This window comes from Pseudomonas sp. (genome assembly GCF_035554175.1).
In the GTDB taxonomy this organism is placed as follows: Bacteria; Pseudomonadota; Gammaproteobacteria; order Pseudomonadales; family Pseudomonadaceae; genus Aquipseudomonas.
The window spans coordinates 187,943-214,202 of record NZ_DATMIV010000010.1 but is presented as its reverse complement, the minus strand read 5'-3'; the positions used below and the strand labels follow the sequence as shown (position 1 = coordinate 214,202).

25 protein-coding genes and 1 pseudogene are annotated in these 26,260 nt (G+C 60.7%); 15 read left to right on the top strand and 11 right to left on the bottom strand.

Annotated features, from left to right (window positions below; all coding sequences use genetic code 11):
- Positions 1 to 2: 2 nt before the first annotated feature.
- Complete coding sequence (locus VNV36_RS04565; protein WP_325716675.1) at positions 3 to 896, bottom strand: DMT family transporter; 894 nt, start codon at positions 894 to 896, stop codon at positions 3 to 5.
- Between the two features lie 88 nt (positions 897 to 984).
- Here VNV36_RS04565 and VNV36_RS04560 point away from each other — a divergent pair, with 88 nt between their 5' ends.
- Both VNV36_RS04560 and VNV36_RS04555 read left to right on the top strand, forming a co-directional pair.
- A complete protein-coding gene (locus VNV36_RS04560) occupies positions 985 to 2,316 on the top strand; it encodes an aminotransferase-like domain-containing protein (protein ID WP_325716673.1) in 1,332 nt (443 codons plus the stop codon).
- Between the two features lie 39 nt (positions 2,317 to 2,355).
- Positions 2,356 to 2,736, top strand: coding sequence for a c-type cytochrome (locus VNV36_RS04555; protein WP_325716671.1), 381 nt, complete (start codon positions 2,356 to 2,358; stop codon positions 2,734 to 2,736).
- Positions 2,737 to 2,747: 11 nt separating this feature from the next.
- Here VNV36_RS04555 and VNV36_RS04550 read toward each other — a convergent pair whose 3' ends face one another.
- The 3 genes from VNV36_RS04550 to VNV36_RS04540 form a co-directional block, all read right to left on the bottom strand.
- Positions 2,748 to 4,403, bottom strand: a complete 1,656-nt coding sequence (locus VNV36_RS04550) for a sensor domain-containing diguanylate cyclase (RefSeq protein WP_325716669.1) — start codon at positions 4,401 to 4,403, stop codon at positions 2,748 to 2,750.
- 224 nt (positions 4,404 to 4,627) lie between these two features.
- Complete coding sequence (locus tag VNV36_RS04545; protein ID WP_325716667.1) at positions 4,628 to 4,951, bottom strand: hypothetical protein; 324 nt, start codon at positions 4,949 to 4,951, stop codon at positions 4,628 to 4,630.
- A 124-nt stretch (positions 4,952 to 5,075) separates the two neighbouring features.
- Positions 5,076 to 5,645 carry a chorismate mutase gene (locus VNV36_RS04540; RefSeq protein ID WP_325716665.1) on the bottom strand — a complete coding sequence of 190 codons (570 nt, stop codon included), beginning with the start codon at positions 5,643 to 5,645 and terminating at the stop codon, positions 5,076 to 5,078.
- 195 nt (positions 5,646 to 5,840) lie between these two features.
- On the opposite strand from VNV36_RS04540, the gene VNV36_RS04535 reads away from it, so the two are divergent.
- Positions 5,841 to 7,199: an MATE family efflux transporter gene (locus VNV36_RS04535; RefSeq protein ID WP_325716663.1), complete on the top strand. Its 1,359-nt coding sequence runs from the start codon at positions 5,841 to 5,843 to the stop codon at positions 7,197 to 7,199.
- Positions 7,200 to 7,272: 73 nt separating this feature from the next.
- Positions 7,273 to 7,829, top strand: a pseudogene (locus tag VNV36_RS04530) (YceI family protein).
- 4 nt (positions 7,830 to 7,833) lie between these two features.
- Here the strand turns inward: VNV36_RS04530 and VNV36_RS04525 are convergent.
- A complete protein-coding gene (locus tag VNV36_RS04525) occupies positions 7,834 to 8,478 on the bottom strand; it encodes a DUF3592 domain-containing protein (RefSeq protein WP_325716662.1) in 645 nt (214 codons plus the stop codon).
- Between VNV36_RS04525 and VNV36_RS04520 the strand changes: the two genes are divergently transcribed.
- Positions 8,472 to 9,158 carry a GNAT family N-acetyltransferase gene (locus tag VNV36_RS04520; RefSeq protein WP_325716660.1) on the top strand — a complete coding sequence of 229 codons (687 nt, stop codon included), beginning with the start codon at positions 8,472 to 8,474 and terminating at the stop codon, positions 9,156 to 9,158. The two genes, VNV36_RS04525 and VNV36_RS04520, sit on opposite strands and share 7 nt — an antisense overlap.
- Positions 9,159 to 9,383: 225 nt before the next feature.
- Here the strand turns inward: VNV36_RS04520 and VNV36_RS04515 are convergent, their stop codons facing one another.
- Positions 9,384 to 10,325 (bottom strand): class I SAM-dependent methyltransferase, encoded by a 942-nt coding sequence (locus VNV36_RS04515; protein WP_325716658.1) that lies wholly within the window; start codon positions 10,323 to 10,325, stop codon positions 9,384 to 9,386.
- 197 nt (positions 10,326 to 10,522) lie between these two features.
- Between VNV36_RS04515 and VNV36_RS04510 the strand changes: the two genes are divergently transcribed.
- The 4 genes from VNV36_RS04510 to VNV36_RS04495 all read left to right on the top strand — a co-directional run bounded on the left by VNV36_RS04510 (position 10,523) and on the right by VNV36_RS04495 (position 13,121).
- Positions 10,523 to 10,936 carry a response regulator gene (locus VNV36_RS04510; RefSeq protein ID WP_325716656.1) on the top strand — a complete coding sequence of 138 codons (414 nt, stop codon included), beginning with the start codon at positions 10,523 to 10,525 and terminating at the stop codon, positions 10,934 to 10,936.
- A gap of 55 nt (positions 10,937 to 10,991) precedes the next feature.
- On the top strand, positions 10,992 to 11,660 hold the full coding sequence (locus VNV36_RS04505; RefSeq protein ID WP_325716654.1) for an HAD-IA family hydrolase: 669 nt from the start codon (positions 10,992 to 10,994) through the stop codon (positions 11,658 to 11,660).
- Between the two features lie 231 nt (positions 11,661 to 11,891).
- Positions 11,892 to 12,689: an SDR family NAD(P)-dependent oxidoreductase gene (locus VNV36_RS04500; RefSeq protein WP_325716652.1), complete on the top strand. Its 798-nt coding sequence runs from the start codon at positions 11,892 to 11,894 to the stop codon at positions 12,687 to 12,689.
- A 21-nt stretch (positions 12,690 to 12,710) separates the two neighbouring features.
- Positions 12,711 to 13,121 carry an SRPBCC family protein gene (locus VNV36_RS04495; RefSeq protein ID WP_325716650.1) on the top strand — a complete coding sequence of 137 codons (411 nt, stop codon included), beginning with the start codon at positions 12,711 to 12,713 and terminating at the stop codon, positions 13,119 to 13,121.
- A gap of 122 nt (positions 13,122 to 13,243) precedes the next feature.
- On the opposite strand, the gene VNV36_RS04490 is transcribed toward VNV36_RS04495, so the two are convergent.
- Positions 13,244 to 14,638 (bottom strand): sensor histidine kinase, encoded by a 1,395-nt coding sequence (locus VNV36_RS04490; RefSeq protein WP_325716648.1) that lies wholly within the window; start codon positions 14,636 to 14,638, stop codon positions 13,244 to 13,246.
- Entirely contained in the window at positions 14,616 to 15,299 is a 684-nt protein-coding gene (locus tag VNV36_RS04485; RefSeq protein ID WP_325716646.1) for a response regulator transcription factor, read from the bottom strand. The genes VNV36_RS04490 and VNV36_RS04485 overlap by 23 nt, the downstream gene beginning before the upstream one ends.
- Before the next feature lie 308 nt (positions 15,300 to 15,607).
- On the opposite strand from VNV36_RS04485, the gene VNV36_RS04480 reads away from it, so the two are divergent.
- The 5 genes from VNV36_RS04480 (at position 15,608) to hcnC (ending at position 20,589) form a co-directional block, all read left to right on the top strand.
- Positions 15,608 to 16,537 carry a hypothetical protein gene (locus VNV36_RS04480; RefSeq protein ID WP_325716644.1) on the top strand — a complete coding sequence of 310 codons (930 nt, stop codon included), beginning with the start codon at positions 15,608 to 15,610 and terminating at the stop codon, positions 16,535 to 16,537.
- Between the two features lie 295 nt (positions 16,538 to 16,832).
- Positions 16,833 to 17,372 carry a hypothetical protein gene (locus VNV36_RS04475; RefSeq protein ID WP_325716642.1) on the top strand — a complete coding sequence of 180 codons (540 nt, stop codon included), beginning with the start codon at positions 16,833 to 16,835 and terminating at the stop codon, positions 17,370 to 17,372.
- 238 nt (positions 17,373 to 17,610) lie between these two features.
- Positions 17,611 to 17,925: a (2Fe-2S)-binding protein gene (locus tag VNV36_RS04470; protein WP_325716640.1), complete on the top strand. Its 315-nt coding sequence runs from the start codon at positions 17,611 to 17,613 to the stop codon at positions 17,923 to 17,925.
- A complete protein-coding gene (gene hcnB, locus VNV36_RS04465; RefSeq protein ID WP_325716638.1) occupies positions 17,922 to 19,331 on the top strand; it encodes a cyanide-forming glycine dehydrogenase subunit HcnB in 1,410 nt (469 codons plus the stop codon). Before VNV36_RS04470 ends, hcnB begins: the two co-directional genes overlap by 4 nt.
- Complete coding sequence (hcnC, locus tag VNV36_RS04460; RefSeq protein ID WP_325716636.1) at positions 19,324 to 20,589, top strand: cyanide-forming glycine dehydrogenase subunit HcnC; 1,266 nt, start codon at positions 19,324 to 19,326, stop codon at positions 20,587 to 20,589. Before hcnB ends, hcnC begins: the two co-directional genes overlap by 8 nt.
- A 111-nt stretch (positions 20,590 to 20,700) precedes the next feature.
- On the opposite strand, the gene VNV36_RS04455 is transcribed toward hcnC, so the two are convergent.
- The gene (locus tag VNV36_RS04455; protein ID WP_325716634.1) at positions 20,701 to 22,509 is read right to left on the bottom strand and encodes a monovalent cation:proton antiporter-2 (CPA2) family protein; all 1,809 of its coding nucleotides are present in this window, start codon (positions 22,507 to 22,509) and stop codon (positions 20,701 to 20,703) included.
- Positions 22,510 to 22,774: 265 nt separating this feature from the next.
- Between VNV36_RS04455 and VNV36_RS04450 the strand changes: the two genes are divergently transcribed.
- Positions 22,775 to 23,689, top strand: a complete 915-nt coding sequence (locus VNV36_RS04450) for a LysR family transcriptional regulator (RefSeq protein WP_325716632.1) — start codon at positions 22,775 to 22,777, stop codon at positions 23,687 to 23,689.
- On the opposite strand, the gene VNV36_RS04445 is transcribed toward VNV36_RS04450, so the two are convergent.
- Together VNV36_RS04445 and VNV36_RS04440 are read right to left on the bottom strand one after the other, a co-directional pair.
- A complete protein-coding gene (locus VNV36_RS04445; protein WP_325716630.1) occupies positions 23,679 to 24,449 on the bottom strand; it encodes a substrate-binding domain-containing protein in 771 nt (256 codons plus the stop codon). The genes VNV36_RS04450 and VNV36_RS04445 overlap by 11 nt on opposite strands.
- Positions 24,450 to 24,461: 12 nt before the next feature.
- The gene (locus VNV36_RS04440) at positions 24,462 to 25,754 is read right to left on the bottom strand and encodes an MFS transporter (RefSeq protein ID WP_325716628.1); all 1,293 of its coding nucleotides are present in this window, start codon (positions 25,752 to 25,754) and stop codon (positions 24,462 to 24,464) included.
- Positions 25,755 to 26,260 lie beyond the last annotated feature (506 nt).

The window sequence follows — 26,260 nt, the reverse complement described above, 5'->3', positions numbered from 1 at the left end:
GCTTATCTGGCGAATTTTTTCGCCCCGGCCACACAGGCGATTACGCCCAGCGTCACGGCCAGCATGCTGACGCTGACCTGCTCATGCAGCAATGTCGCCGCCAACGCCAGACCGAAAAACGGTTGCAGCAATTGCAGCTGCCCGACCGCCGCGATCCCGCCCTGGGCCAGGCCGCGATACCAGAATACGAAACCGATCAGCATGCTGAACAGCGACACGTAGGCCAGGCTGATCCACGCCGACACGCTGATGTGGCCGAAGGAGGCGGGTGCCAGCCACAGGCTCAGCAGCGCCATCAGCGGCAACGACAACACCAGCGCCCAGCAGATCACCTGCCAGCCGCCGAGGCTGCGTGACAGTTTCGCCCCTTCGGCGTAACCGAGGCCGCAGGCCAGAATGGCCGCGAGCATTAGCAGGTCTCCGGTGGGCGAGGCGCTCAAGCCTTGGGACACGGCGAAGCCCACCACTAACGCGCTGCCCAGAATCGAGAAGATCCAGAACACCGGACGTGGCCGCTCACCGCCACGTAAAACGCCAAACATCGCCGTGGCCAGCGGCAGCAATCCGACAAACACAATCGAATGTGCCGACGTCACGTGCTGCAATGCCAACGCCGTAAGCAGCGGAAAACCGAGCACCACGCCCAGCGCCACTATCAACAACGACAGCCACTGATTGCGCGCCGGCCGCCGCTGTCTGAACAACAGCAAAAGGCCTACGGCTAATACACCGGCAATTGCTGCACGGACTACGGTCAGAAATACCGGCTCGAATTCAAGCACCGCCAACCGCGTGGCCGGTAGCGAACCGCTGAAGATCAGCACGCCGATAAAACCGTTGATCCAGCCGCTGGTTTTTTCCAGTGGCGGGTTGCCCGGTGTCGAGGTTGTGTCCATGTTGCTCGCGCTCAAAAGGAGGTTGTGTGGCTGTGATGCTAGGGCGGAGAATCGGCACAATCAAAAAATTGTCATGGATACAGCCACCATGCCCCGTTCCCGTTACAAAATCCTGGTCGATCGCTACGCGGCGGACATTCGTTGCGCACGACTGGCACCGGGCACACGGTTGCCGACGCATCGGCAGTTGGCCGCTCAAGAGGGGCTGGCGCTGGTCACTGCCTCAAGGGTTTACGCAGAGCTGGAGGCGATGGGCCTGGTCAGTGGCGAAGCCGGACGCGGCACCTTCGTGCGTGAAACGTCACTGGCGCCGGGGCAGGGCATTGATCAGAAGGACGTGGCGGTCGGCATGGTCGACCTGAATTTCAACTATCCATCGTTGCCCGGTCAGGCTGACCTCTTGCGCACGGCGTTGCGCCAACTGGCCTTATCCGGGGATCTGGAAGCGCTGTTGCGTTATCAACCCCACGCCGGGCGCACACACGAGCGTGCTTCGGTCGCGCGTCATTTGCTGGCACGCGGTGTGGCGGTCGACGCCGGGCAGGTGCTGATCGTCAACGGTGCTCAGCAGGGTCTGGCCGTGACGCTGATGGCCCGGCTCAAACCCGGCGATGTGATCGCCGCCGATGCGCTGACCTATTCGGGGTTCAAGGTATTGGCCGAAGCACTGCACCTGGAAGTGCTGGCGGTGCCGGTAACGGAGCACGGCCCGGACCTGCAAGCGCTGGAAAGCCTCTGTCGCAAGCGCTCGGTGCGCGCCGTCTACAGCATGCCAACGCTGCACAATCCGCTGGGCTGGGTGATGCCACTGCAACAGCGCGAGCAGTTGGTCGCGATTGCCCGTCGGCATGATCTGATGATCATCGAAGACGCGGCCTACGCGTTTCTGGTGGACAACCCGCCGCGCGCCCTGATCGATCTGGCACCGGAGCGCACGTTCTACGTTTGCGGCCTGTCGAAAAACATCGCCACCGGTTTGCGGGTCGGCTTCATTGCGGCGCCGTTGCCAGACGTGCCAGCGCTGGAACGGATCATGCGCGCGACGACGTGGAACACGCCCGGGGTGATGACGGCGATAGCCTGCGGCTGGCTTGATGACGGCACAGTCAACTTGCTGGAACAGCAGAAACGTCAGGATGCCTTGGCCCGACAGGCTTTGGCCGCCGAGGTGCTGAAAGGGTTGCGATATATCACTCACCCGGCCTCGTATTTTCTGTGGCTGCCGCTGCCGGAGGACGTACGCGCCGATCAGATCGTTGTCGAGCTGATGCAGCAGCAGATTTCAGTCACCACCGCCGAGCCGTTTTCGGTGTCATCCAGCACGCCCCATGCGATTCGTCTGGCGCTGGGTTCGGTCGACATGGACGTGTTGCGCCAAGCGTTGATCGCCGTCAGAACGGTTGTGGCCGCTTATCTGTAAACTACGCTCCGCCCTGAAAAGCCAGATCTGGACTGTTAAATGAAAGCCACCACATCACTGATTCTCGCCTTGATCTTCAGCGCTGGCGCACAGGCTGATGGTGACCCTGAAGCCGGGGCAAAAATCTTTCCGCGCCTGTGCGGCGGGTGCCATCAGGTTGGCGAGTCCGCCCGACCGGGATTTGGCCCACAGCTCAACGGCATCGTTGGCCGGGCCGCCGGGACTTCAGCCAATTACGTTTATTCGGACGCGATGAAAAACTCGGGGATCACTTGGGATCGGGAGACGCTGAAGGCTTACCTCGAGGATCCCAAAGGGGTAGTGCCGGGCACGCGGATGATCTTCTGGGGGCTGAGCGATGAGGAGAAGCTGAACAATCTGCTGGCCTATCTGCAAACGTTCAGCCCCGAATCGAAGTAGAAACGACGGTATCAATGGAGGTGGCAGGCCACCTGATTACGCCCCGCAGCCTTCGCTTGATACAACTGTTGATCGGCACGTTTGATCAGCGCCGTGTGGGTGTTGTCTGCCGGATCGGCCAGGCCCAGGCCAATGCTCACGGTAACGTTGCCGACGCCGGGGAAATCCGCGGTGGCAACCGCAGCACGAATCTTCTCGGCCACGACTTCCGGAGTGTCGGGATGCGCCACTTCCGGTAGCAGTACGGCGAATTCTTCACCGCCGTAACGCGCGACGAAATCGGTGGTGCGCACGCTGCTCTGGATCAGCTTCGCCAGTTGTTGCAGAACGTCATCGCCCACTGCATGGCCGTAGGTGTCATTGATGCGTTTGAAATGGTCGGCATCGATGAGCAATAGAGCAAACGGGCGTCCGGTGCGGCGCGACAGCAGGGAGTATTCGGAGATTTTTTCGTCGAATCGCCGACGGTTGTAAACGCCGGTCAAGCCGTCGTGGGTTGCCAGACTCAGCAGCTCGGCATTGGCCTGGGTGAGGGCAGCGGTGCGTTGCGCCACGGTGGCTTCCAGCGAAGCATTGGCTTGCTGTAGTTCGCGCTCCTTGCCGAGCAGCGATCGCGTCATCGCATCGATCGACTGGCCGAGCTGGGCGATTTCAAGCACTGGATGATGGAGCGGGAACTGCGCGCCTGCATGGTTGTTTTGCACCTGTTTTGCCGAGCGCGCGAGTTGTTCGATGGGACGGCTCAGATACAGCGCCAAGTAATACGCCACCATACCGAAAACCACGGCGGCGAACACACCCAGCATCAACAGCTCATATTGCAGCAGCCGCGCCGGTTGCAGTGCGGTCTCCAGCGGCTGGCGGATGGCGATGGACCAGGACAACGTTGTACCCGCTGGCGTCGGCACGGTGACCAGACTGGTCAGGTAGCCGTTGCCCGTTGTCCATCCAGGCAAAGCCGGATTATTGACCGCCAGCCGCTGGCCGAGCAGCGCTTCGGGGTAGAGCACCTTACCGTCGTGGTCGACGATAAGCGCCTGAATATCCGGCGCCGAGTTCTTATGGGAAAACGCCGCCGATTCGACGATGCGGGTCACCCAGCTCCAGTGCGCATGCGCTCCCAGCACACCAATCACCTGGCCTGCGGCGTTATGTATCGGCGCTGCGAAGTCGATGAAGCGCAGTGGTTCGCCATTGGGCAGGCCCGGCAGCAATTTGGCCAGCAACACCGCTTCATGGGGATCGCCGGTGTATTGCCCGCGCAAGCCGCTCTGGAACCACGGGCGTTTTTGCACCGATTGACCAACCAGCAAGTCATTCACGGCCTGCCGGACGTTGCCCTCGGCATCGGTAACGCCCATCCAGGCGTATTCAGCGCGGGCCTGCGTGCGCAGTTGCATGGATTTGAGGATGCTCGGGTTATCCAGATCACCACGCTCCAGATGCGGCGCGCGGCTGAGCAGGTAGACCTCCAGTTGCCGCTCGCGCAGTTGTTCGCCCAATAAGGTCGCCGCCGCCCGCGCTGTGTTAAGCAAGGCGTTGCCGCTGGCCTGTTTCATCTGTTCGGTGGCAATGTGACCGACATAAAAGCCCACGCTCAATAATGTCAGCAGGGACAAACCGCCGAACCAGAGAGTGAGATGGCTACGCAGACTGGCTTTGAACATGAGAGGCGGTGTCTGTGTTTATAAAAGTGGTGCCATGGTATGCGACATCGCCGACGGCCGGCCAGCGAACAGGTTCATAGAAATGCAAGAAGGTTGATGGCAGTGAGACATCGTTTTCTCTGGCGATGTGATCAAGCTGAAACCGCGCAGCAAGCGCGGCTGAATGAAGAAAGCCCGGCTGATCAGGCCGGGCTCTTCACGGGTGTTGCGGTACAGCGATGGATTCAAGCGACCCGACGTTCGATCAGACGATCAGAACCACCTTCGGCAACGCGGCGTTCGATCAGACGATCGGAACCACCTTCGGCAACGCGGCGTTCGATCAGACGATCGGAACCACCTTCGGCAACGCGGCGTTCGATCAGACGATCCGAACCTCCCTCGGCAACGCGGCGTTCGATCAGACGATCGGAACCACCCTCGGCCAAACGACTTTCAATCAACCGGTCCGAGCCGCCTTCAGCGACCAGGGTGTGAACGGGGGTTGCGGCAAAAGCGTTAACTGCGAAAACCGAGAAAGCGATGCTGAGAAGGGTTTGGCGTTTCATGATCGTGTGCTCCAGAGAGTTGTTTGTTTGTCTGGAGCCGATGTTACGCCGCGCAGTTTTTATGAGAACTTCATTGACGTGATGTTGAACATCGACGCTGATGATGGTTGCTCAACCCCGCGACTCAGAGGGCTTTCATGCCAATGCACAGCTCGCCGCTGGCTCGTATCAGCGCCAACTCATGCAACGCATCAGAGGCCAGACCGCTGCGGGCGCTGGCCAGCCAGGCTGGGCATTTCGGGTCGTGGCGAAAGGGCGCGAACTCGGCGTACTGCTGCAACAGGCGTTTTTGCAGCTCATCCAGACGCGGGCGAATCTGCTTGCCCAGGTCCGGGCGCGCTGTACCCGGCGCCGCACCAGCCGCTTGCCATTGCGCAAGCAAACCGTATTGCACCAGTTTGTTTGCTTCCATTTGCGCGGCAATCAACTGCTCGACATCGTCGGCGTCGAGCTTGTGTTCGGCGGCCAGCGTTCGGGCATTGGCGATCACCTGAGCTTCTCGCGGGCTGTCCTGGATCGGTTTGCCACTGTCCCATTTGGTAAGCGCCACCAGATCACCGATAGTCAAACGCTCATTGAGAGTTGTCAGTAATGGCTTCAAGGAATCCGGTGCTGCGGCAGGTGCGGCAGCCTGGGTGCTGGCGGCCAATAGAACGAGGAGGGTGCTGAACAGCACATTTGCAACGTTACGCATGAACCGAGCCTCAAGTACATGTTGGTGGAAGCGTGATTTACCACAGCCGCACACTGACACAAAGTGAACGCTGGCATTTACACAAATGCAAAACAGACGATCAACGCCGATTGCAAATGTTGATTGCGCCCTGCACGCAACTCACCGAAGCTGTCTTCAATCGGGCCTCCCGCCGTCGAGATGGACCTCCATTCAATGCAAAGCGCCACCTTCGCCAGACCCCTCTGGCAAACCTATCTGCTGTTTCTCGCACCGATGGTGCTGTCGAATTTCCTGCAATCGATGTCCGGCACGGTCAACAGTATCTACATCGGCCAGATGCTCGGCACCCAGTCGCTGGCGGCAGTGTCCGGCATGTTTCCCGTCGTGTTCTTTTTCATCGCTCTGGTCATCGGCCTCGGTGCTGGCGCGGGTGTGTTGATCGGTCAGGCGTGGGGCGCACGCGAAACGCACCTGGTCAAAGCGATCGCTGGGGCGACGTTGCTTTTGGGTGTGTTGATCGGTCTGGTCGCGGCGGTGCTGGGTACTGTGTTCGCGCGACAGGCACTCGCCGGGCTGGGCACCCCTGCGGATGTACTCGACGATGCCGTGGCCTATGCCCATGTCATGTTGTGGATTCTGCCGTCGCTGCTGGTGTTCGTGCTGTTCACCCAGTTGCTGCGCGGGGTCAGCGATACGCTGTCACCGCTGCTGGCACTGATCGTATCGACCACCGTGGGGCTGGCGCTGACACCGGCATTGATCCGCGGCTGGCTGGGTCTGCCGCCGTTGGGTATTCAGAGTGCGGCGTATGCGGGGCTGGCCGGTAATCTGGCGGCGATGGCATGGCTGGCGTGGCGGCTGATCCGCAAGGGCCATCCGCTGGCGCCGGATCGAGAATTCTTTGCGGCGCTGCGACTGGACCGCGCGATCCTCGGCAAGGTCTTGCGCATCGGCCTGCCGACCGGGGTGCAGATGATCGTGCTGTCGCTGTCGGAACTGGTGATTCTGGCACTGGTCAACCAGCACGGCTCACAGGCGACGGCGGCGTATGGCGCGGTAACGCAGATCGTCAATTATGTTCAGTTCCCGGCGCTGTCGATTGCGATCACCGCATCGATTCTCGGCGCACAGGCGATCGGCGCCGGGCATCTGAAACGCATGGGGCCGATCCTGCGCACCGGGCTATTGATTAACGTCTGCCTGACCGGCGGCCTGATTGTGCTGGGTTATCTGCTGTCGCACTGGTTGCTGGGACTGTTCCTCACCGAAGATTCGACCCGGGCCATGGCTGAGCACCTTTTGCACATCATGCTCTGGAGCCTGTTGGTGTTCGGCTTCCAGGCCATCATCGGCGGGATCATGCGCGCCAGCGGCACGGTATTGGTGCCAGTGTTCATTTCGATTATCTGCGTGGTCGGCGTGCAACTGCCGGCGGCTTATTGGCTGGACGGACAGTTTGGCCTGCAAGGCGTATGGATGGCGTTCCCGGTTGCTTATGTGGGGATGCTGGTGCTGCAGACGCTTTATTACAAACTGGTGTGGAAGCATCAGAAGATCGAGCGGTTGGTGTAGGCGCTGGCGTAACGGCCGGTTGTTTGCTTAAGTCAACCAATCCCCTCGACGCACGCGCCGCCCGGAGAATTCCATGTCGTTGCGATTGCTGCTGGTTGCCGCGTTTTGCCTGTGCGCCACGCCCGTCGTGCAGGCCGTTGAATACCCCGGGTCAATACCAGCGCCAGCCAGATCAGCTTTACCTACAACCAGATGGGCTCGCGGATGTACGGCACCTTCGGCGAATTTGAGGCGACGCTGGACTTCGACACCGACAACCTTGCCAATGCCCGTACCACGTTGCACATCGACCTCAACAGCATCGACGCTGGCAGTGATGACGCCAATACCGAGCTGGTCAAACCGGCCTGGTTCAACACTGAGAAATTCCCGCTGGCGGTGTTCGAGTCCAGCCGTTTCACTCAGGTGGCCGAGCACCGTTACCAAATCGTCGGTCGGCTCACCCTGAAGGGCATCACTCGCGAGGTCGAGGTTCCGGTTGAGCTGAAACCGGACAACGCCATCGGTATTTTCGACGGCGAGCTGGTGCTCAATCGCGACGAGTTCGGCCTCGGAGCGGGAGAGTGGGCGGACAGCGTGGTGTCCAGGGACATCAACATCAAATTCCGAGTGGTGGCGCCGCAACAGTGACAGTTCAGTAGTACCGGTCTTGTTCTTTCATCGCCTGAATCTGCCAGAACGTCCGGCCGGAAATCAGCAGGAACAGCAGGGCGAGCAATATGCCGCCGGTCATGATGTAAAAACCTGCTCGATAGCTTTGCAATTGGCTGGCGATGGCGCTTTTTTCCGGCATCCATGGCGAAACCAACAGCGGAATCAGTCCATTGAGTTCGTACTGGGTGTGTTCGGCGTAGCGTTCGTCGACAAAATCACCTTCATGAAGCTGGCCGTGTTCGTCGGCATAGCGATAGTGGATCACCTTGGCATTCTTGTTCATCCGGATATCTTCCAGTTGCGTGACAGTGCCGTTGGTGTGCGTGCCGTTGAAACTAAGCAGCGCGTACAGAATGCCTTGCTGACGAGCCATGCCCGCCAGGAGCAAGACCACGCAACATGCGACAGTCATCATGACAATACGGTTATAAAGATGATCTTTGGCGGCTTCGCGCGGGTAATACATGGCCCGATCCTTGGTGATGAAGTGAGGGGAGATCGTTACATCGGCTTTCGACACGGGATCTTTAAACGGCAGTCGTTGCGGGCACGGTATGATGTCGCGGTTCGTCGATGGCTCAGATCCTCGGCAACGTTTTTTACCGCCGGAGTTTGCCCATGCCACGCATCACCCACTACACCTGCCCATGCCCCGAAAGCGTCAACAGTCAGATCCTGCAAATGGTCGTCGACTACCTGACTGACATCAGTGCGGTCGGTCTCGGCCCGAGCAATCTGCTGTACAACGTCTACCAGTACGCGGTCGGTTATGAGGTGCATCTGTATCTCGAAGCCTTGAACGGCCAGAAGGGCACCGAGGTGGAATTGCTGGTGGCCACTGACGATGAGGATCCTGAGCAGGTCATCGGATTTCTCATCTGTCTGCCGGTGCAGGGCGATTGGGAGGCGTGCAGCGTTGCCTACATGGCGGTGCGCGAAGGCCATCGGCGCCAAGGCGTGGCACGGGCGATGCTCGCCGAAATGGTTGGACGCTATCCCCACGCGGAACTGGCGTGCAGCGTCGGCAAGGTGCCGTACTTCGAGGCGCTGGGATTTGAAGTGATCGGCCAGCGCGAGACCCAGGTATTGATGAGCACTGGGCATTACCGCAGCAACGGCCTGCGCGGCTTTATCGACACAACGCCAATCTACCGTTCACTGGAAGTGCAACAGATTCACACCTACCTGCTGCAGAAGAATGGCAAGCGCGCGATGCTTGATGCGGAAAAACAGCGCGACCGGCATCTGGATCAGACCAGTCGCCACGTTGCAGAGTTTGTCCGTCAGCGCTTGACCCTGCACTGACCGCCCCGCCCAAACCCTATGCTGCGCTGCCCCGCAGCGTCGCGATCGCGTGCACTGTTCCGAGCACTGATTCTTGCGAACTCCTTGGGTGAGCTGAATATGGCTGACCAGCACATGACCTGTAGGAGTGAGCCTGCTCGCGAGAGCGGTGTATCAATCAGCAATTTTTTATCTGACACAGCGCTTTCGCGAGCAGGCTCGCTCCTGCAAGGGATTCAGGGTGTGTCAGTGGGTGCGTTGGAAAACCAATGCTTTCAGGCCACTCTCCGGGTCGATATCCGGAAACTCCGGCGGATTGTCCAGCCGTTGTTCGAAGCGCAGGCTTGGCGCTTCCCGGGTTACGCCATCGATCAGGAAGTCCGAACCGAATGACGGATCGTTCATGCACGCCAGCACCGTGCCTTGCGCGGTCAATAGTTCCGGTAAGCGGCGTAGCACCCGTTGATAATCCTTGGTCAGCAGAAAACTGCCTTTTTGAAAGGACGGTGGGTCGATGATCACCAGATCGTACGGCCCGCTATTGATGACTTTGCCCCAGGACTTGAACAGGTCGTGACCGAGGAAGCTGACCTTGCTCAGGTCATGGCCGTTCAGGCGGTGGTTGTCGCGACCACGGCTCAGGGCGGCGCGGGACATGTCGAGATTGACCACATGACTGGCGCCACCCTCGATCGCTGCCACGGAAAAGCCACAGGTGTAGGCGAACAGGTTCAACACGCGCTTGCCCGCTGCCTGTTCACGCACCCAGTTGCGCCCGTAACGCATGTCGAGAAACAGTCCGGCGTTCTGCTTGCGGCCGAGGTCGACACGGTATTGCAAGCGACCTTCGACGATGGTCATTTCCTCGATTTCCTCGCCGATCAGCCATTGCGCCGTGCTCTGCGGCAGGTAACGGTGCTGAATCAGCAGGGTATGCGCGCCGGCCTGCTGCCATTCAGGGGAGGCGGGGAGTTGCAGCAGTAGATTTCTCAGCCCCTGTAATTGCTCAGGCGCCGGCTCCTTGAACAGCGACACCAGCACAACGCCCTGCAGCCAGTCCACCGTCAACTGCTCCAGTCCAGGCCAGCAGCGCCCGCGGCCGTGGAACACGCGACGGGTTTCGCTCGGCGCCGCCGCAAGTGCGGCCAGCAAATGAGCGTGGAGGGTGGTGAGGGCTTCAGGGGTCATGGATCACGGTTGGCCAGGCAAAGGGGCGGCATTTTAACCATAAATCAGCGTTCCGGTCGGGGGCTGTGCCTCGAAAAACAACAGCTTGTAGAAAAGCCCTGTATCAAAAATGAATTTCTGCAAAACGCGCTGCTCATACCAGATAAGCAGCGGATTCAAGCCGCTATTCGAAAATGTAATTCGGGGGAGTGCTGTTCATGTGCCCTACACCTACGTCGAGCGCGCACCTTCCTGGCGGGTTGATTCTGGTTGTCGAGGACGATCCGTTGATTCTGGAGTTTCTCTGCGAAATTCTCCAAGAGGAAGGGTTCAAGGTCGAACCACAAACGAGCGCCGACGCCGCGTCGCAATACCTGGAGCAACACGCGGCGGACGTCGCGCTGTTGTTGACCGACATCACCATGCCCGGCACGCTTAACGGCGCCGACCTGGCGAATCTGGTCGGCGATCGCTGGCCAGACAAACCGGTGATGGTCATGTCTGGCTATGAAACGCCGGAAACCTCCGGGGTCAAGCATTCGGTGGCGTTTATCAAGAAACCGTGGGCGATCGGTCAGTTGCTCGATTGCGTAGACAGTGCGTTCAAATCCAAGGCACCGCAGCTGCACTGACAAGTGCTACATTGCCGGCCACTCTTTTCGGCCATCTGTCAGAGGATTTGATCTTTTGTCTGCACCAGCATCGGTTTTCGACCGCGCGTTTGGCGCGTTCCTGTTCGACATGGACGGCACCGTCCTCAACTCCATCGCCGCCGCCGAGCGCATCTGGTCGGCGTGGGCGGTGCGCCATGGCGTTGATGTCGAGACGTTTTTGCCGACCATCCATGGCGCGCGGGCGATCGACACCATCACTCGGCTGAACCTGCCGGGTGTGGATGCCGAACAACAGGCGGCGTTCATCACTGCTGCGGAAATCGAAGACGTCGACGGCATTGTCGAGATCCCGGGGGCTGCCGCGTTTCTCAATGGTTTGCCAAAAGATCGCTGGGCGATGGTCACGTCGGCGCCACGGGATCTGGCCCTGCGGCGGATGGCGGCAGCGGGGATTCCCGAGCCGGCGGTGATGGTCACGGCTGAAGATGTAAAGGCCGGCAAGCCTGATCCTTCGGGTTACCTGCTGGCTGCGCACAAGCTTGGCGTCAAGCCAGCGGATTGCCTGATTTTTGAAGACGCCGCGGTTGGCATCCAGGCTGCGGAAGCGGCGGGCGCGGCGCTGATGATCATTACTACCACGCACCAGCATCCGCTTGAAACGGCGCACGCCACACTGGCCAGTTACGATTTGATCAGCGTCAGGGTCGATAGCGATGGTTTGCTTCGCCTGACGGAAATCTGATCTGCTCCGAAAGCCCCCTGACACTCTCCCTCGCGAGAGGGCCAGGGTGAGGGGCTACCGTCTGCCAAGCGCAAGGAGTGCCGCGCCGAACCCGATCCCGTCACCGGTCGGCAGCTCGACCGCGCACGCAATATCGCAACTACGCTGATCCATGCTTGCGAAATAGTCGCGAATTCGAGCCAGTCACAGGCATCGTCGGCCCAATGAGATCCCTTGCAATGAGGTAACCCCATGAAAATTGATCTGAGTGGAAAACTGGCCATCGTCAGCGGCAGCACGGCCGGCATCGGCCTGGGCATCAGCCAGTCGCTGGCCGAAGCGGGCGCCACGGTGGTGGTGATCGGTCGCGACACGACCAAGGTCGAACAGGCGCTGGCGAGCATCCGCCAAGCCGTGCCGGGCGCGCAACTGCGCGGTCTGACCGCCGATCTGGGCACGGCCGAGGGCGCGGAAAAACTCTTCGCCGCCGAGCCGCGCGCCGACATTCTGGTGAACAATCTCGGCATCTTCAACGACGTTGACTTCTTCGACACGCCCGACAGCGAGTGGACGCGCTTCTATGAAGTCAATGTGATTTCCGGCGTGCGCCTGGCGCGCCATTACGTGCCGGCGATGGTCAAGCGGGGCTGGGGCCGGGTGATCTTTCTGTCGTCCGAGTCCGGGGTGGCGACGCCGGCGGACATGCTCAATTATGGCGTGACCAAAAGCGCCAACCTCGCGGTGTCCCATGGCCTGGCCAAACGTCTGGCTGGCACCGGGGTCACGGTCAATGCGATCCTTCCGGGGCCGACCTACACCGATGGCCTGCAGGACATGCTCAAAGACGCCGCTGCCGAGTCCGGGCGCAGCCTGCGTGACGAAGCCGACGCGTTCGTGCGCAAGGCCCGTCCGACCTCGATCATCCAGCGTGTGGCGGATGTCGAGGAGGTGGCGCATTTGGTCACCTACATCGCTTCGCCGCTGTCCTCGGCCACCACTGGCGCCGCATTGCGCGTCGACGGCGGTGTAGTCGACAGCCTGACTATTTGAATTCTTCGAGAGAGACGTTTTATGCCCACAGCATCCGCAACCATGGATATTCCGGCCTCGGCCGATCAGGTCTGGCAATTGATCGGCGGCTTCAACACGCTGCCGGACTGGCTGCCGTTGATTACCCAAAGTGAATTGAGCGAAGGCGGGCGCGTGCGCACCTTGCAAACCGCTGACGGCGGCGTGGTGGTCGAGCGTCTGCAGACCTTCGATAACGCCGCCAGAACCTACAGCTATTCGATCGAACAGGCACCGTTCCCGGCCAGCGATTACCTGGCGACGATCAAGGTCGAAGCCCAAGGGCAGGGCGCCCGGGTGACGTGGTCGGGACGCTTCAACGCGGCCGGCGTTAGCGATGAGGAAGTGGAGGCTTTGTTCAACGGTATCTACCAGGGCGGCCTCGACGCACTGCGGGCCAATTACCCAGCCTGAATCCTTACACAACCCCTGTGGGAGCGAGCCTGCTCGCGAAGGCGTCAGTTCAGTCAATATTGCTGTGTCTGATCCACCGCATTCGCGAGCAGGCTCGCTCCCACAGGGTGTCCTGCATTTCTTCAGGCCTGGCTGATCAGACTCTGCCGACAATCCAGCACCAGTTTCGCCCCGCCCAGGTCGCTGCTTCCGACCTCAAGGCTGAAGCCGTGCAAGCTGACAATCGCCGCGACGATCGACAGCCCCAGGCCAAAGCCACTTTGCGGCTGGCCGCCCTCGGTGCGGTAGAAACGCTGGAACACCGCCTCACGTTCAGCCTCGGGAATCCCCGGCCCGGAATCGTGAACCTCGATTCGCGTCTGCCCACTCGCGTTGACCCCACGCAACATCACCGTGCCGCCCGGCGGGGTGAATTTGATCGAGTTGCTCAGCAGATTCGCCAGTGCTTCGAACAGCAACGCGCGGTCGCCATTGAGCGGCGGCAGCGTCTGCGGCATGTTCAACTGAAAGCGCAGGTCACCTTCCTCGGCCAGTGGCAGATAGAACTCGTGCAGCTCTTCGAGCAATTGCACCGGATCGAGCTCGACAAAACCTGAGCGGCGCTGGCGATCCTCCAGTTCGGAAATCCGCAGCAAACCGCGAAAGCGCGCCATCAGCGTGTCCGCTTCGGCCAGTACCAGATCCAGCTGTGCCGCCTCCTGCGACCCTTCGCCGGCCTGTTGCTGCATGCGATACAGCTGCGCGCGCAAGCGGGTCAGCGGTGTGCGCAAATCGTGGGCGATGTTGTCGCAAACGCCTTTGACTTCGTTCATCAGGCGCTCGATGCGCTCGAGCATGGCGTTGACAATGGCGGCAAGCATGTCCAGTTCATCGCGACGATTGGACAGCGGCAAGCGGTGAGTCAGGTCGCCGGCGACGATGGCCTGGGCGCTGTTCTGAATCGCGCGGATCCGCTGCAGCGGTCGCCGGCGCAGCAGATGCCAACCGGCGATACCGGGCAGAATCGTCAGCGAAACCCCCCAGAGCAGCGCATGCAGGATGATCCGCGTCACCGCGAACAGCGAGCCGTTGTCGCGCAGCAACACCAGCCAGCGACCGTCGCGGGTTTGTGTCGCTACGGCATCGCAGCTGTCGCTGGGCAGGGTCGGATCGTCGGATTCGGCACACTCGGCGAGCATGTGGATCTTGCCGTCCAGCGGCAGGCCTTCGGGAATCTGCTGCAACGCGCCGCCGAGGTAATTGCCCTGCGTGTCGAACAGGCCGTAGGCGTCGATACCGCGAATATCAAAGGTCATGCTGGCGGCGAGGGCGTCTTCCAGTTGCTCGCCGCGAAAATGCGCGAACAGATGCTGACGTTGCATCAACGAATGTTTGGCGAGCTTGTCGAGGTAGCCGGAAACCTCGTAATACATGACCCCCATGAGGATCGCGCTCCACGCCACGAACAGCGAACTGTACAGCGCCAACAAGCGGCTGCTGGAAGAACGCCAGCCGTCAGACGGGTTCGGCAATGACATAGCCGGAGCCCCTTACCGTGCGGATCAGCGGAACATGGCCCGCTGCGTCGATCTTCTTGCGCAGACGGCCGATGTGCACGTCGATCAGGTTGGTGCCCGGATCGAAGTGGTAACCCCAGACCTCTTCGAAAATCATCATCCGCGAAAGAATCTGGCCGCTGTTGCGCATCAGAAATTCCAGCAGCTTGTATTCGGTCGGCAGCAGCGTCAGCACCTGCTCGGCGCGTCGCGCTTCGTGGCTGATCAGGTCCAGCTCCAGGTCAGCGACTTTCAGCGTGGTGGTCTGGGTGGCGACGCTGTTCTGCCGGCGCAGCAACACTTCAACGCGCGCGGCCATCTCGTCGGTGGCGAACGGCTTGGTCAGGTAGTCATCGCCACCGGCACGCAAGCCGCGCACACGCTCGTCGACATCGGAGAGGGCGCTGATCATCAGAATCGGCGTGGCCACGCCCATGGTGCGAAGTGTGGTGACAATGGCCAGGCCATCGAGCTCGGGCAACATGCGGTCGAGGGTGATCAGGTCGTAGTTGCCACTGACGGCGCGGTCGAGGCCTTCGCGGCCATTGTCGACCCAGTCGACGTCCAGCCCGTGGCTGCTCAATTCGGCGACGATTTCCCGCGCGGTCACGGCGTCGTCTTCGATGGTCAAGATACGAGTCATAGGCAGGCCTGCTGATCGGTTCAAACGGAATGGCAGCATTTTGCCAAGAATTTGCCGTGACGCTTTAAATTAACTTTCATCTTCGCGCCGCAGGTGAACCGGATCGAGTCGTATCTGCAGAGCTGTCATTAATGCAGAAAACCCGCAGTCCGTTGCGCTTTATTGCAAATTGCACGGGCCGGGGAAGTTCAAGTTTTCTAACGCATTGAAAACAAAGGGTTTGTTCAGGGGCGCTAACTGGCACGGTCACTGCAATTACTCATCTGACGAGTTGTAACACCATTTTTCATGCCTGGAGCACTAGAACAATGAATAGATCCCCTGATGACTATTATCCTGCCTTGGCAGAGTCGAGCAGCGTGTCAGGCGTGTCCTGGGGCGCGATCTTCGCAGGTGCCGCGGCTGCCGCTGCCTTGTCGATGATTCTGGTGCTGCTCGGTTTCGGCCTGGGCTTTTCGGCAGTTTCACCGTGGGCCGGAGAGGGCGTCAGCGCCAAGGGCCTAGGCATTTCGACGATTGTCTGGCTGGCGGTGACGCAGATCATTGCCTCCGGGATGGGCGGCTACATCGCCGGTCGTCTGCGGGTGAAGTGGGCCAACATGCACGGTGACGAAGTGTACTTCCGCGACACCGCCCATGGTTTCCTCGCCTGGTGCGTTGCGACGCTGGTCACCGCTGTGCTGGTGGTGGGTTCGGTCAGCAGCGTCGTCAGTGGCGGTGTGCAGGCCGGTGCCAACGTCGTTGGCGGCGCTGCCGGTGCGATGAGTCAGGCCGCGGGTTCCGCTGCCGCCAATACTGACAGCGATCAGTACGGCTACTTCGTCGACAGCCTGTTCCGTGACGACCGTCCTGCAGCGGTCAGCGATGACGCTGCACGCGGTACCGTGACCCGCATCTTCACCCAGAGCCTGGCCAACGGTCAGCTCAGCGCCGAAGATCGTACCTACCTCGCACAACTGGTGTCGCAACGTACCAACCTGAGCCAGGCCGATGCCGAACGCCGTGTCGACGAAATCTATGCCAACACGCAGAAAGCCATCGCCGACGCCAAACTGAAAGCCCAGCAAGCCGCCGACACTGCTGCGAAAGTCGCTGCCTACACCTCGCTGTGGATGTTCGTTGCCCTGCTGGCCGGCGCGTTCTTCGCCAGCCTCGCAGCCACCTTCGGCGGTCGTCGTCGCGATGCGGTCGAGTACGTCGAAGTCGACACCTACACCACTACCACTCCGGTTCGTTAAAAAGGAGAGTCACCATGCGCTCATTACTGCTGTTCTTCCTCGGCGTACCGATCCCGATCATCATCCTGATCGCCCTGTTCGTCCACTGATTGCTCTATTGAGGCTTGTGCCTCTGCCGCTTTCACCTTCGGGTGGAAGCGGCGTTTTGCTTTCTGGGGGTCTTGAGTGGCGAGTTCATAGGGATGAGGCGGGCATGAACAGCGGTTTTTGCTTTCCCCCGCTCAACAAAGCGACAATCCGCACACGAAGTGCATCTTTCCTTCACCCCCCGATTTATTAATCAAGGACGAACACGTTGGACAAGAAAGAAATCAAACGTCAGGTCGGCGAAATGCTTGATGCTGGTCGCTCGAAAACCGAGACGTTTCAGGCGCTTTCCGGTGATGCGCTGAAAGACAAGGCGCTGGCGTATCTGATCGGCGCGCGGCCTGATCCGGTTTTACTGGAACGGCATGCCGGCAAGCGCAAAATCCTTCTTGGCTTGATGGCTGCCCAAGTGTTGATAGGTCTATTGGCCGGTATTTTTCTGGGGCTGACGCTCAGCACCGGTTTTGCCATCGGTCTGGGACTGTTTGCCGGCGGCGTTCCGTTGCTGTTCGGTTGGGGCTTCTATCGAAACATGGCGCACGCTTACACCGTTTACGTCATCCTCTCGATCAGTCAGATACCGCGACTGTTAAAAGATTTTGGCGAGGATTCGTCGGGTATTCTGATCGCCGTGGCAATCACGCTGGCGATGGTGTTCTACGTCGCATGGCTGAAAAACCTGCTGTTCCCCGACCTCGGCTTTTTCGGCGCGAAGAAGATCAAAGGTCAGTTCGTTTTCTCCAATTGATCGTTTGAACGTCCCGCCATCTTCACTGGCCTGGATCAATATTTCGCCTGGCGATATCGCCTACCGTAAATGATGCAAGCCTTTGCTGAGGTATGAGCTACAGTGCTTCTCGCGCACCTTGTTGCGCTGACGGAGTAACCGCGTCGACGTCCCGAACAAAGCAAAAACCCGTCGACGAGGTGTAGTGCAGCAAGGAGCTGACACAACCTCACTTGAATCTTCACGGACGAACACCGTAATGAACTGCCTAGAAAGATCCTTCGATATCCAGCCCTTGGTGCAGGCGGACATGACCGTGCACATCAATGGCCAAGCGGTCAGCGCTGCCATCGGCGAAACCGTTCTCAGCGTCATCCAGTCCCTCGGCGTGCGCCAGATCGCACGCAACGATCACGATCAGATCAGCGGCGCCTATTGCGGCATGGGCGTGTGCCAGTGCTGTCTGGTGAAAATCAACGGACGTCACAAACGCCGCGCCTGCCAGAGCGTGGTGCGCGATGGCATGCAGATTGAAACCCGGGTCAACCGCGTCGTCGGGCAGGAGGTCGTATGAGCCTGCAACCGGTGATCGTCGGCGGTGGGCCGGCGGGTATGGCGGCGGCCATCGAACTGGCACGCCATGGCGTGCGCTGCACGCTGCTCGAAGAGGCCTCGCGTCTGGGTGGCGTGGTCTATCGCGGGCCGCTGCGCGATGGCGTGCAACTGGATTATCTGGGGCCGCGCTATGCCGAGGCGCTGAGCAAGTTGCACGGTGAATTTCAGGAGCAATCGGGCCTGATCGATGTGCGTCTCAACCATCGCGTAGTCGGTGCCGAAGGCACCCGCGCACTGGTGGTGCTCGACGGTGACGAACAGCTGCATGAGATCGCTTGTCCGCAATTGCTGCTGGCCGCCGGTTGTCACGAACGCAGCGTGCCGTTTCCCGGCTGGACGTTGCCGGGGGTGATTCTGCTCGGCGGTCTGCAATTGCAGATCAAGAGTGGCGTGGTCAAGCCGCAAGGGCCGGTGATCATCGCCGGCACCGGGCCGCTGCTGCCGCTGGTGGCGACCCAGCTGCATGTCTCTGGCGTGCGCGTGGCCGGCGTTTACGAGGCGTGCGCGTTCGGCAGGATCGCCCGGGAAAGTCTGGCGCTGTTGAACAAGCCACAACTGTTTCTCGATGGCCTGAGCATGCTCGCCTATCTGAAATTGCACGGCATCCCGATGAATTACGGTTGGGGCGTGGTGCAGGCCCATGGCGAAGGCGAGTTGAAAAGCGTCAGCGTCGCGCCGTATTCGGCGACGTGGGAGGCGGATCTGTCGCGGGTCGAACGCTTCGAAGCGCAGACCCTGGCCGTCGGTTACGGCTTTATTCCGCGCACACAATTAAGCCAGCAAATGGGCATCGATCACGGCTTCAGCGATGACGGCTACCTGCGCGCCCACGCGAATGCCTGGCAGCAAAGCAGCGAGCCGCACGTGCATCTGGCCGGGGACATGGGCGGGATCCGCGGCGGTGAAGCGGCGTTGCTCGCCGGCAAGATCGCCGCGACGTCAATCCTGCTGCAACGCGGCGTACTCGACGCTGAACTGGCCGGTGTGCGGCGTGATCGCTACGCGAGCAAACTCAGGGCCATCGTGCGTTTCCGTGCAGCGGTGGATCGCTACACCGAACGTGGCGTCGGCCAGACTGCGCTGCCTGCGGCCGATACGGTGATTTGCCGCTGCGAACACGCCACCCGCGCCGACATCGATCTGGCCCTGGAGCAAGGGGTGCAAGACATCGCCAGCCTGAAAATGCGCACCCGCGTGAGCATGGGCGATTGCCAGGGGCGGATGTGCGTCGGTTATTGCAGCGATCGCCTGCGTCAAGCCACCGGACGCCAGGATGTCGGCTGGCTACGGCCGCGTTTCCCGATTGATCCGGTGCCTTTTTCCGCGTTCCAGTTCCTCGGCACGGAGGCCGAATCCCATGAGTAAGTTCTACGATGTGGTCATCGCCGGTGGCGGCGTGATCGGCGCGTCCTGCGCCTACCAATTGTCCAAGCGTAAAGACCTCAAGGTCGCGCTGGTCGATGCCAAGCGCCCCGGCAACGCGACCCGCGCTTCGGCCGGCGGTCTGTGGGCGATCGGGGAGTCGGTGGGCCTCGGTTGCGGGGTGATTTTCTTTCGCATGATGTCGGCCAACCGCAAGCGCGCAACCCAAGGCGCGGCGGTGGCAGTGGACGCCAGTACACCGCATATTTTGCCGGCGTCGTTTTTCGATTTTGCCTTGCAGTCCAACGCGCTGTATCCGGCATTGCACCGCGAGTTGAAAGACAACCACGGCATGGATTTCAAGTTCGAGAAGACCGGGCTGAAATTTGTGATTTATGACGATGAAGACCGGCTCTACGCCGAGCACATCGTCGGCTGCATTCCGCACCTCGCCGATCAGGTGCGCTGGCTCGATCAGGCGGCACTGCGCGAGGCCGAACCGAGCGTCAGCCATGAGGCGCGCGGGGCGCTGGAGTTTCTTTGCGATCATCAGGTCAGCCCGTTCCGCCTTGCCGACGCGTACATGGAAGGCGCGCGGCAGAACGGCGTCGACATCTTCGTCAACACCAACGTTACCGGCGTGTTGCATCACGGCTCGCGCGTCACCGGTGTGCAAACGGCGGAGGCGGGGGTGTTCCACTGCAAGACGCTGATCAACGCCGCTGGCGCCTGGGCGGCGGATCTGAGCGAGTGGGCGACGGGGATTCGTATTCCGGTGAAACCGGTGAAAGGCCAGATTCTGCTGACCGAGCGCATGCCGAAAATCCTCAACGGCTGCCTGACGACCAGCGACTGTTACGTGGCGCAAAAGGACAACGGCGAAATCCTCATCGGCAGCACCACCGAAGACAAAGGCTTCGACGTCACCACCACCTTCCCGGAAATCGCCGGGCTGGTGCAGGGCGCGGTGCGTTGTCTGCCGGAGCTTGCAGACGTCAACCTCAAACGCACCTGGGCGGGACTGCGCCCGGGCTCGCCGGATGAACTGCCGATTCTCGGGCCGATGCGCGGTGTGGAGGGATATTTGAATGCCTGCGGGCATTTCCGCACCGGCATTCTGACGTCGGCGATTACCGGGGTGCTGCTGGACAAACTGGTGAATGACGAGCCGCTGCCGCTGGATATCGCACCGTTTCTGGCGGATCGGTTTGCGGTTGCAGTTGCAGCCGTGGAGCCTGCGCCCGCGTTCGAGCTGGCCTGACCCAATCCCCCTGTAGGAGCTGCCGAAGGCTGCGATCTTTTGATTTTGCTCTTAAAAAACAAGATCAAAAGATCGCAGCCTTCGGCAGCTCCTACAGGGGATTGGCATGCATCAGGTGTTGCGGGCTTCCTCTTCGAGCTGATCCGATTCGAACAGTTTGGCCAGTTCCGCCCGGGCTTCCTGAGCGGTCTGCAGGACTTTGGCGGCATCGTCGTAGACCGCGTGTTGCGCCTCCAGCACCTGTTCGTCGTGGTGCTTGAAGCGCTTGATCCGCGCATCGGCCTGGGCTTGCGTCAGACCGAGGCCGACCAGGGTGCGACGGCTCATTTCCAGGCTCGAATAATAAGTTTCGCGAATTGCTTGCGCGCCTACATCAACCAGGCGATGCACGTGCTGACGGTTACGTGCGCGGGCGATGATTTTCATGTGCGGATAGAGCTTGTGCACCACTTCGGCAGTCTTGATGTTGGTCTCCGGATCGTCCGTGGCGATGACGAAATACTCCGCCTCGCCAACCTTGGCCGCGTGGAGGATTTCCGGGCGCATCGGGTCGCCGTAGAACACCGGCACGCCACCGAAGCTGCGTGACAGTTCGATGGTCTCCACCGAAGTATCCAAGGCGACAAACTTGATGTTCTGCGCGCGCAGAATACGCGCGACGATCTGGCCCATCCGGCCCATGCCGGCAATCACCACGCGCGGTGCTTCGGTGTCGATTTCGCGGAATTTCTCCGGCACTTCCACCGGCTGCACTTTCGGGCTGACCAGGCGTGCACAGATCAACAGCAACAACGGCGTCAGCGCCATCGACAGGGTAATGGTCAGCACCAGCAGATCGTACAGACGCGGTTCGAACAGGCCCTGATCGCGACCGATCTTGAACACCACAAATGCAAACTCACCGCCGGCGGCGAGGACGATGCCGAGGCGGATTGCGCTGATCTTGTTCAGGCCGCCCGCCAGACGCCCAACCACGAACAGCAGCGGCAATTTCAGACCGATCAGCAGCAGCGTCAGGCCCAGCACGGTGATCGGCGCACTGAGCAGCAGGCTCAGGTTGGCGCCCATGCCGACGCTGATGAAAAACAGCCCGAGCAGCAGGCCCTTGAACGGTTCGATCTGCGCTTCCAGTTCATGTCGATACTCCGAATCCGCCAGCAGCAGACCGGCGAGAAACGCCCCCAGCGCCATCGACACACCGACCAGATCCATCAACCATGCTGTGCCGATTACCACCAGCAGCGCGGTGGCAGTAGACACCTCCGGCAGCCCGGTTTTTGCGACCACGCGGAACACCGGACGCAGCAGATAACGCCCGCCGATCACCACCACGGCAATGCCACCGAGCACCTGCAGACTGTGACGGATATCGTCGGCAGTGCTGGTGTGGTGATCGACGCCGGCGAGCATCGGTACCAGGGCAATCAGCGGAATCGCGGCGATGTCCTGGAACAGCAGAATCGCGAAAGCCAGGCGCCCGTGGGGGCTGGTCAATTCCTTGCGTTCGGCGAGGCTTTGCAGGCCAAACGCCGTGGAAGACAGCGCCAGACCCAGGCCCAGCACAATCGCGCTGTTCAGCGGCTGGCCGAACACCGACAGCGCCAGCACGCCGATCACCGATGCGGTCAGCAGCACCTGCGCCAGACCCACGCCGAACACCGATTTGCGCATCACCCACAAGCGACGCGGCGACAGTTCGAGGCCAATGATGAACAGCAGCAACACCACGCCGAGTTCGGAAATATGCGCAACGCTCTGCGGGTTGCCGATCAGGCCCAGCACCGACGGGCCGATGATCACCCCGGCAAACAGGTAACCGAGCACAGCCCCCAGTTGCAGACGTTTGGCCAAAGGCACGGTGAGCACCGCCGCGAACAGAAACACGACAGCGGCTTGCAACAGATTGCCTTCATGGGGCATGAATTTACTCCTGACTACGGGTACGGCGGGGGGCGCCAAGGATAAGGGCTGACCCGATTCCAAATCCACCAAAGATCCTTGTAGGAGCTGCCGAGTGCAATAAGGCTGCGATCTATTGATCTTGCTTTTGCCTACAGAGAATCAACATCAAAAGATCGCAGCCTCGTTGCACTCGGCAGCTCCTACAGGATTTTCGGCGTTGTTGTGATAATTTGCATCAATTGGTTACATTCATAACCCCTGCGAATCAATTTCCGGAAACGCCATGGCCATCAACTTCGACCTCAACGACCTGCAAGCCTTTCGTGCGGTGGTCGAGCAGGGCAGTTTCCGCAAGGCCGCCGACACCGTGCGCCTGTCGCAACCGGCGCTGAGCCGGCGTATCGAAAAGCTTGAAGACGCCCTCGGCGTCAAACTGTTCGAGCGCACCACGCGCAAGGTCAGCCTGACCCAGGCCGGGCGCGGCTTCATGCCCAGTGTCGAACGGTTGCTGGATGATCTGGACATCGCTTTGCTCGGCATCAGCGAAGTCGCCTCGACCCGCCTGGGCCATGTCACCGTCGCTTGCGTGCCATCGGCGGCGTACTACTTCATGCCCCGCGTGGTTGCGCGTTATCACCAGCAATTTCCACGAATCAAAGTCAAAGTCGTCGATTCCAGCGCCCACGATGTGTTGAGTGCGGTGGTCAATGGCGAGGCGGATTTCGGCTTGAGTTTTCTCGGCACGCAGGATGCCAAAGTCGAGTTCGAACCGCTTGTGCAGGAGTGCTACGTCGTCGCCTGTCGACGCGATCATCCGCTGGCCGGGCGCAGCAGCGTGAGCTGGGACGAGTTCTATCAGCAGGATTACATCGCCCTGGACAAGACTTCCGGCAATCGCTTTCTGCTCGATCAGGCCTTGGGCGGGGTGGTGCCGCAGCGCCAGAGCATCTGCGAAACGCGGCATGTGACGACGATGATCGGGCTGGTCGAGGCGGGGTTGGGCGTGGCAGCGGTGCCGTTGATGGCGATGCCCGGGCCGGATCATCCGATCCTGACACGGGTGCCGCTGACCGAGCCGCAGGTGATGCGCAGTGTCGGCATCATCAAGCGTCGGGACCGTACGTTAACCCCGGCGGCACTGGAACTGGAGCGGCTGGTCGTGGAAATGCGCGTCCAGCCGCCAGCGATCAGCGCTTGATCGAATCCAGCCCGGTGGCCTGCACGTCAGCCTGGGCGGCCGGTGCAGCGAGGTAGGCGAGCAGGGCTTTGGCTTCTTCCGGGTGTTCGGCCTTGACCGGAATACCGGCAGCGAAACGCGTCACCGACTGCACCGACTCCGGAATCTTCGCGACGAAACTCACGCCCGGCACCGGCAGCAATTCGCTGACCTGCTGGAAGCCCAACTGATAGTCGCCAGTGGCAACCACCGAACCCACCGGGATCCTGGCGATCATCTTCGCTTTCGGTTTCAGCTGATCTTCGATGCCGAGTTTCTTGAACAGCTGCTGCTCGATGTACACGCCGCTGGCGCTGTCGGAGTAGGCCACCGATTGCGCGTCGAGCAGGGTTTTCTTCAGGCCGTCGACGCTGCTGATGTCAGGTTTTGGCGCGCCCTCACGCACCACCATGCCGATCCGTGAATCCGCCAGTTCGACGCGGGACGCAGGATCGACCTTGCCTTGTTTGATCAGCTCATCGAGGGCATAGCCGACCATGATCACCACGTCGGCGTGCTCACCGCGCGCCAGACGATTGGGGATCGCTTCCGGTGCCTTGCCCATCGACGGGCCGAGGCTGGTGGTCAGGGTGTTGCCGCTGGCGGCGGCGAACTTTGGCCCGAGAATCTTGTAAGCGGCAGTGAAGCCGCCGGAGGTCATCACGCTCAATTCTTCGGCCTGAGCCGCGAGGTTGAACGCAAGACCGGCGAGCAGGGCGGTGACAGTAAACAGTTTTTTCATGGCGAGTTTTCCTCAGGCCGCGACAGGTTGCAGACGACCACCGGCACGGCGGTACAGATAAAGCGTGGCGCACAGGGCGCACAGCGCACCGATGCTCATCCAGTAACCCGGCGCGGCTTTGTCGCCGGTGTACTGGATCAGGAAGGTCGACATCGCCGGGGTGAAGCCGCCGAAAATCGCCGTGGCCAGGCTGTAGGCCAGAGAGAAACCGGCCACGCGCACTTGCACCGGCATGATTTCGGTCAGCGCCGGGATCATCGCGCCGTTGTACAGACCGTAGATAAACGACAGCCACAACAGCGACAGCAGCATGTTGGTGAAGCTCGGTGACTGCACCAGGAACGACAGCGCCGGATAAGTCGTGGCCAGCGCCAGCAGTGCCATGCCGATCAGCACCGGGCGACGGCCGATGCGATCCGACAACGCGCCGCCAATCGGCAGCCAGAAAAAGTTCGACACACCGACCAGCAGCGTCACCAGCAATGCGTCGGAGGTGCTCAGGTGCAGCACGGTTTTACCGAAGGTCGGCGCGTACACGGTGATGAGGTAGAACGCGGTGGTGGTCAGCGCGACCATCAACATCCCGCCAAGTACCACGCCCCAGTTCTGGCCGAGGGTGCGGAACACTTCGCCCATGCTCGGGCGATGTTTGCGTGCGGCGAACTCTTCGGTTTCCGCCAGGTTACGGCGCAGAAAAAAGATGAACGGGACGATCATGCAGCCGACGAAAAACGGAATGCGCCAGCCCCACGCGCCCACTGCCTGCGGCTCCATCCACTGGTTCAGACCGTAGCCCAGCGCGGCGGCCACGATGATCGCCACTTGCTGACTGGCCGACTGCCAGGCAGTGAAAAAGCCTTTGCGACCGGGCGTGGCAATCTCGGAAAGATAGACAGAAACACCGCCCAATTCCGCACCGGCCGAGAAGCCTTGCAGCAGCCGCCCGATCAGCACCAGCGCCGGGGCAAACAGGCCGATGGTTTCGTAGCCGGGCACCAGCACAATCAGGATCGTGCCGCTGGCCATGATCGACAGAGTCACGATCAGGCCTTTGCGCCGCCCGACATCATCGATGTATGCACCCAGCACGATGGCGCCCAGCGGCCGCATCAGGAAACCGGCGCCGAATACTGCAAAGGTCATCATCAGGGAGGCGAACTCGCTGCTCGCCGGGAAGAACACCGCCGCGATCTGCGTGGCGTAGAAGCCGAACAGAAAGAAGTCGAACTGTTCGAGGAAGTTGCCCGAGGTCACCCGGAAAATGGCACCGGCCCGCGAGCCGTTATGTGGGATTGAGGCTGTCATAGAAAAGTACTCCACCGCTTTTATGACGTGCGCTACGGAGAAGCGGCGCACGGTTTTTATTGAGGTGGATGGTGGCGCAGATGTAACAATCTGTTAATTGCATTGTTGGCATGGATTGATGCGTGGGGCGGATCAATGGCCTCAGTTCTTGGCGCATTTGTGGGAGCGAGCCTGCGTCGCATCAAGCGATATTAGTCCTGGCTGACCGAGTACATATCCATTGCTGCGGTAACGGCGGCTTAGGGTTTCGCCCTGACGGCGACTCACTTTTTTTACAAACGCCTAAAAAAAGTAAGCAAAAAAACGCTTGCTCCCGCGTTCGGCCCTCGCAGGCTCGGGTTCCTTCGCTCCGGGACCGATCCGGGCGCAGCGTCTCCGGTTTGCTTCGCTGCACCTCCTCCCGCTGTGTCTGGCTGCGCCAGACGGTCGCTGCGCTCCCACGCCCGGATCAATCCCTCCACTCAGCCTTCCGACGTCGCCCGTGGATCAAGATCAAAAGCACTCGA

Bases quoted from the DNA above. Each gene is read 5' to 3' on its own strand.
- VNV36_RS04490 (WP_325716648.1), bottom strand. From the start codon at position 14,638: ATGTCATTGCCGAACCCGTCTGACGGCTGGCGTTCTTCCAGCAGCCGC.
- hcnB (WP_325716638.1), top strand. From the start codon at position 17,922: ATGAGCCTGCAACCGGTGATCGTCGGCGGTGGGCCGGCGGGTATGGCG.
- VNV36_RS04510 (WP_325716656.1), top strand. From the start codon at position 10,523: ATGTGCCCTACACCTACGTCGAGCGCGCACCTTCCTGGCGGGTTGATT.
- VNV36_RS04450 (WP_325716632.1), top strand. From the start codon at position 22,775: ATGGCCATCAACTTCGACCTCAACGACCTGCAAGCCTTTCGTGCGGTG.
- VNV36_RS04540 (WP_325716665.1), bottom strand. From the start codon at position 5,645: ATGCGTAACGTTGCAAATGTGCTGTTCAGCACCCTCCTCGTTCTATTG.
- VNV36_RS04520 (WP_325716660.1), top strand. From the start codon at position 8,472: ATGCCACGCATCACCCACTACACCTGCCCATGCCCCGAAAGCGTCAAC.
- VNV36_RS04470 (WP_325716640.1), top strand. From the start codon at position 17,611: ATGAACTGCCTAGAAAGATCCTTCGATATCCAGCCCTTGGTGCAGGCG.
- VNV36_RS04485 (WP_325716646.1), bottom strand. From the start codon at position 15,299: ATGACTCGTATCTTGACCATCGAAGACGACGCCGTGACCGCGCGGGAA.
- VNV36_RS04495 (WP_325716650.1), top strand. From the start codon at position 12,711: ATGCCCACAGCATCCGCAACCATGGATATTCCGGCCTCGGCCGATCAG.
- VNV36_RS04440 (WP_325716628.1), bottom strand. From the start codon at position 25,754: ATGACAGCCTCAATCCCACATAACGGCTCGCGGGCCGGTGCCATTTTC.
- VNV36_RS04555 (WP_325716671.1), top strand. From the start codon at position 2,356: ATGAAAGCCACCACATCACTGATTCTCGCCTTGATCTTCAGCGCTGGC.
- VNV36_RS04455 (WP_325716634.1), bottom strand. From the start codon at position 22,509: ATGCCCCATGAAGGCAATCTGTTGCAAGCCGCTGTCGTGTTTCTGTTC.
- VNV36_RS04445 (WP_325716630.1), bottom strand. From the start codon at position 24,449: ATGAAAAAACTGTTTACTGTCACCGCCCTGCTCGCCGGTCTTGCGTTC.
- VNV36_RS04550 (WP_325716669.1), bottom strand. From the start codon at position 4,403: ATGTTCAAAGCCAGTCTGCGTAGCCATCTCACTCTCTGGTTCGGCGGT.
- VNV36_RS04560 (WP_325716673.1), top strand. From the start codon at position 985: ATGCCCCGTTCCCGTTACAAAATCCTGGTCGATCGCTACGCGGCGGAC.
- VNV36_RS04500 (WP_325716652.1), top strand. From the start codon at position 11,892: ATGAAAATTGATCTGAGTGGAAAACTGGCCATCGTCAGCGGCAGCACG.
- VNV36_RS04515 (WP_325716658.1), bottom strand. From the start codon at position 10,325: ATGACCCCTGAAGCCCTCACCACCCTCCACGCTCATTTGCTGGCCGCA.
- VNV36_RS04565 (WP_325716675.1), bottom strand. From the start codon at position 896: ATGGACACAACCTCGACACCGGGCAACCCGCCACTGGAAAAAACCAGC.
- VNV36_RS04535 (WP_325716663.1), top strand. From the start codon at position 5,841: ATGCAAAGCGCCACCTTCGCCAGACCCCTCTGGCAAACCTATCTGCTG.
- hcnC (WP_325716636.1), top strand. From the start codon at position 19,324: ATGAGTAAGTTCTACGATGTGGTCATCGCCGGTGGCGGCGTGATCGGC.
- VNV36_RS04480 (WP_325716644.1), top strand. From the start codon at position 15,608: ATGAATAGATCCCCTGATGACTATTATCCTGCCTTGGCAGAGTCGAGC.
- VNV36_RS04545 (WP_325716667.1), bottom strand. From the start codon at position 4,951: ATGAAACGCCAAACCCTTCTCAGCATCGCTTTCTCGGTTTTCGCAGTT.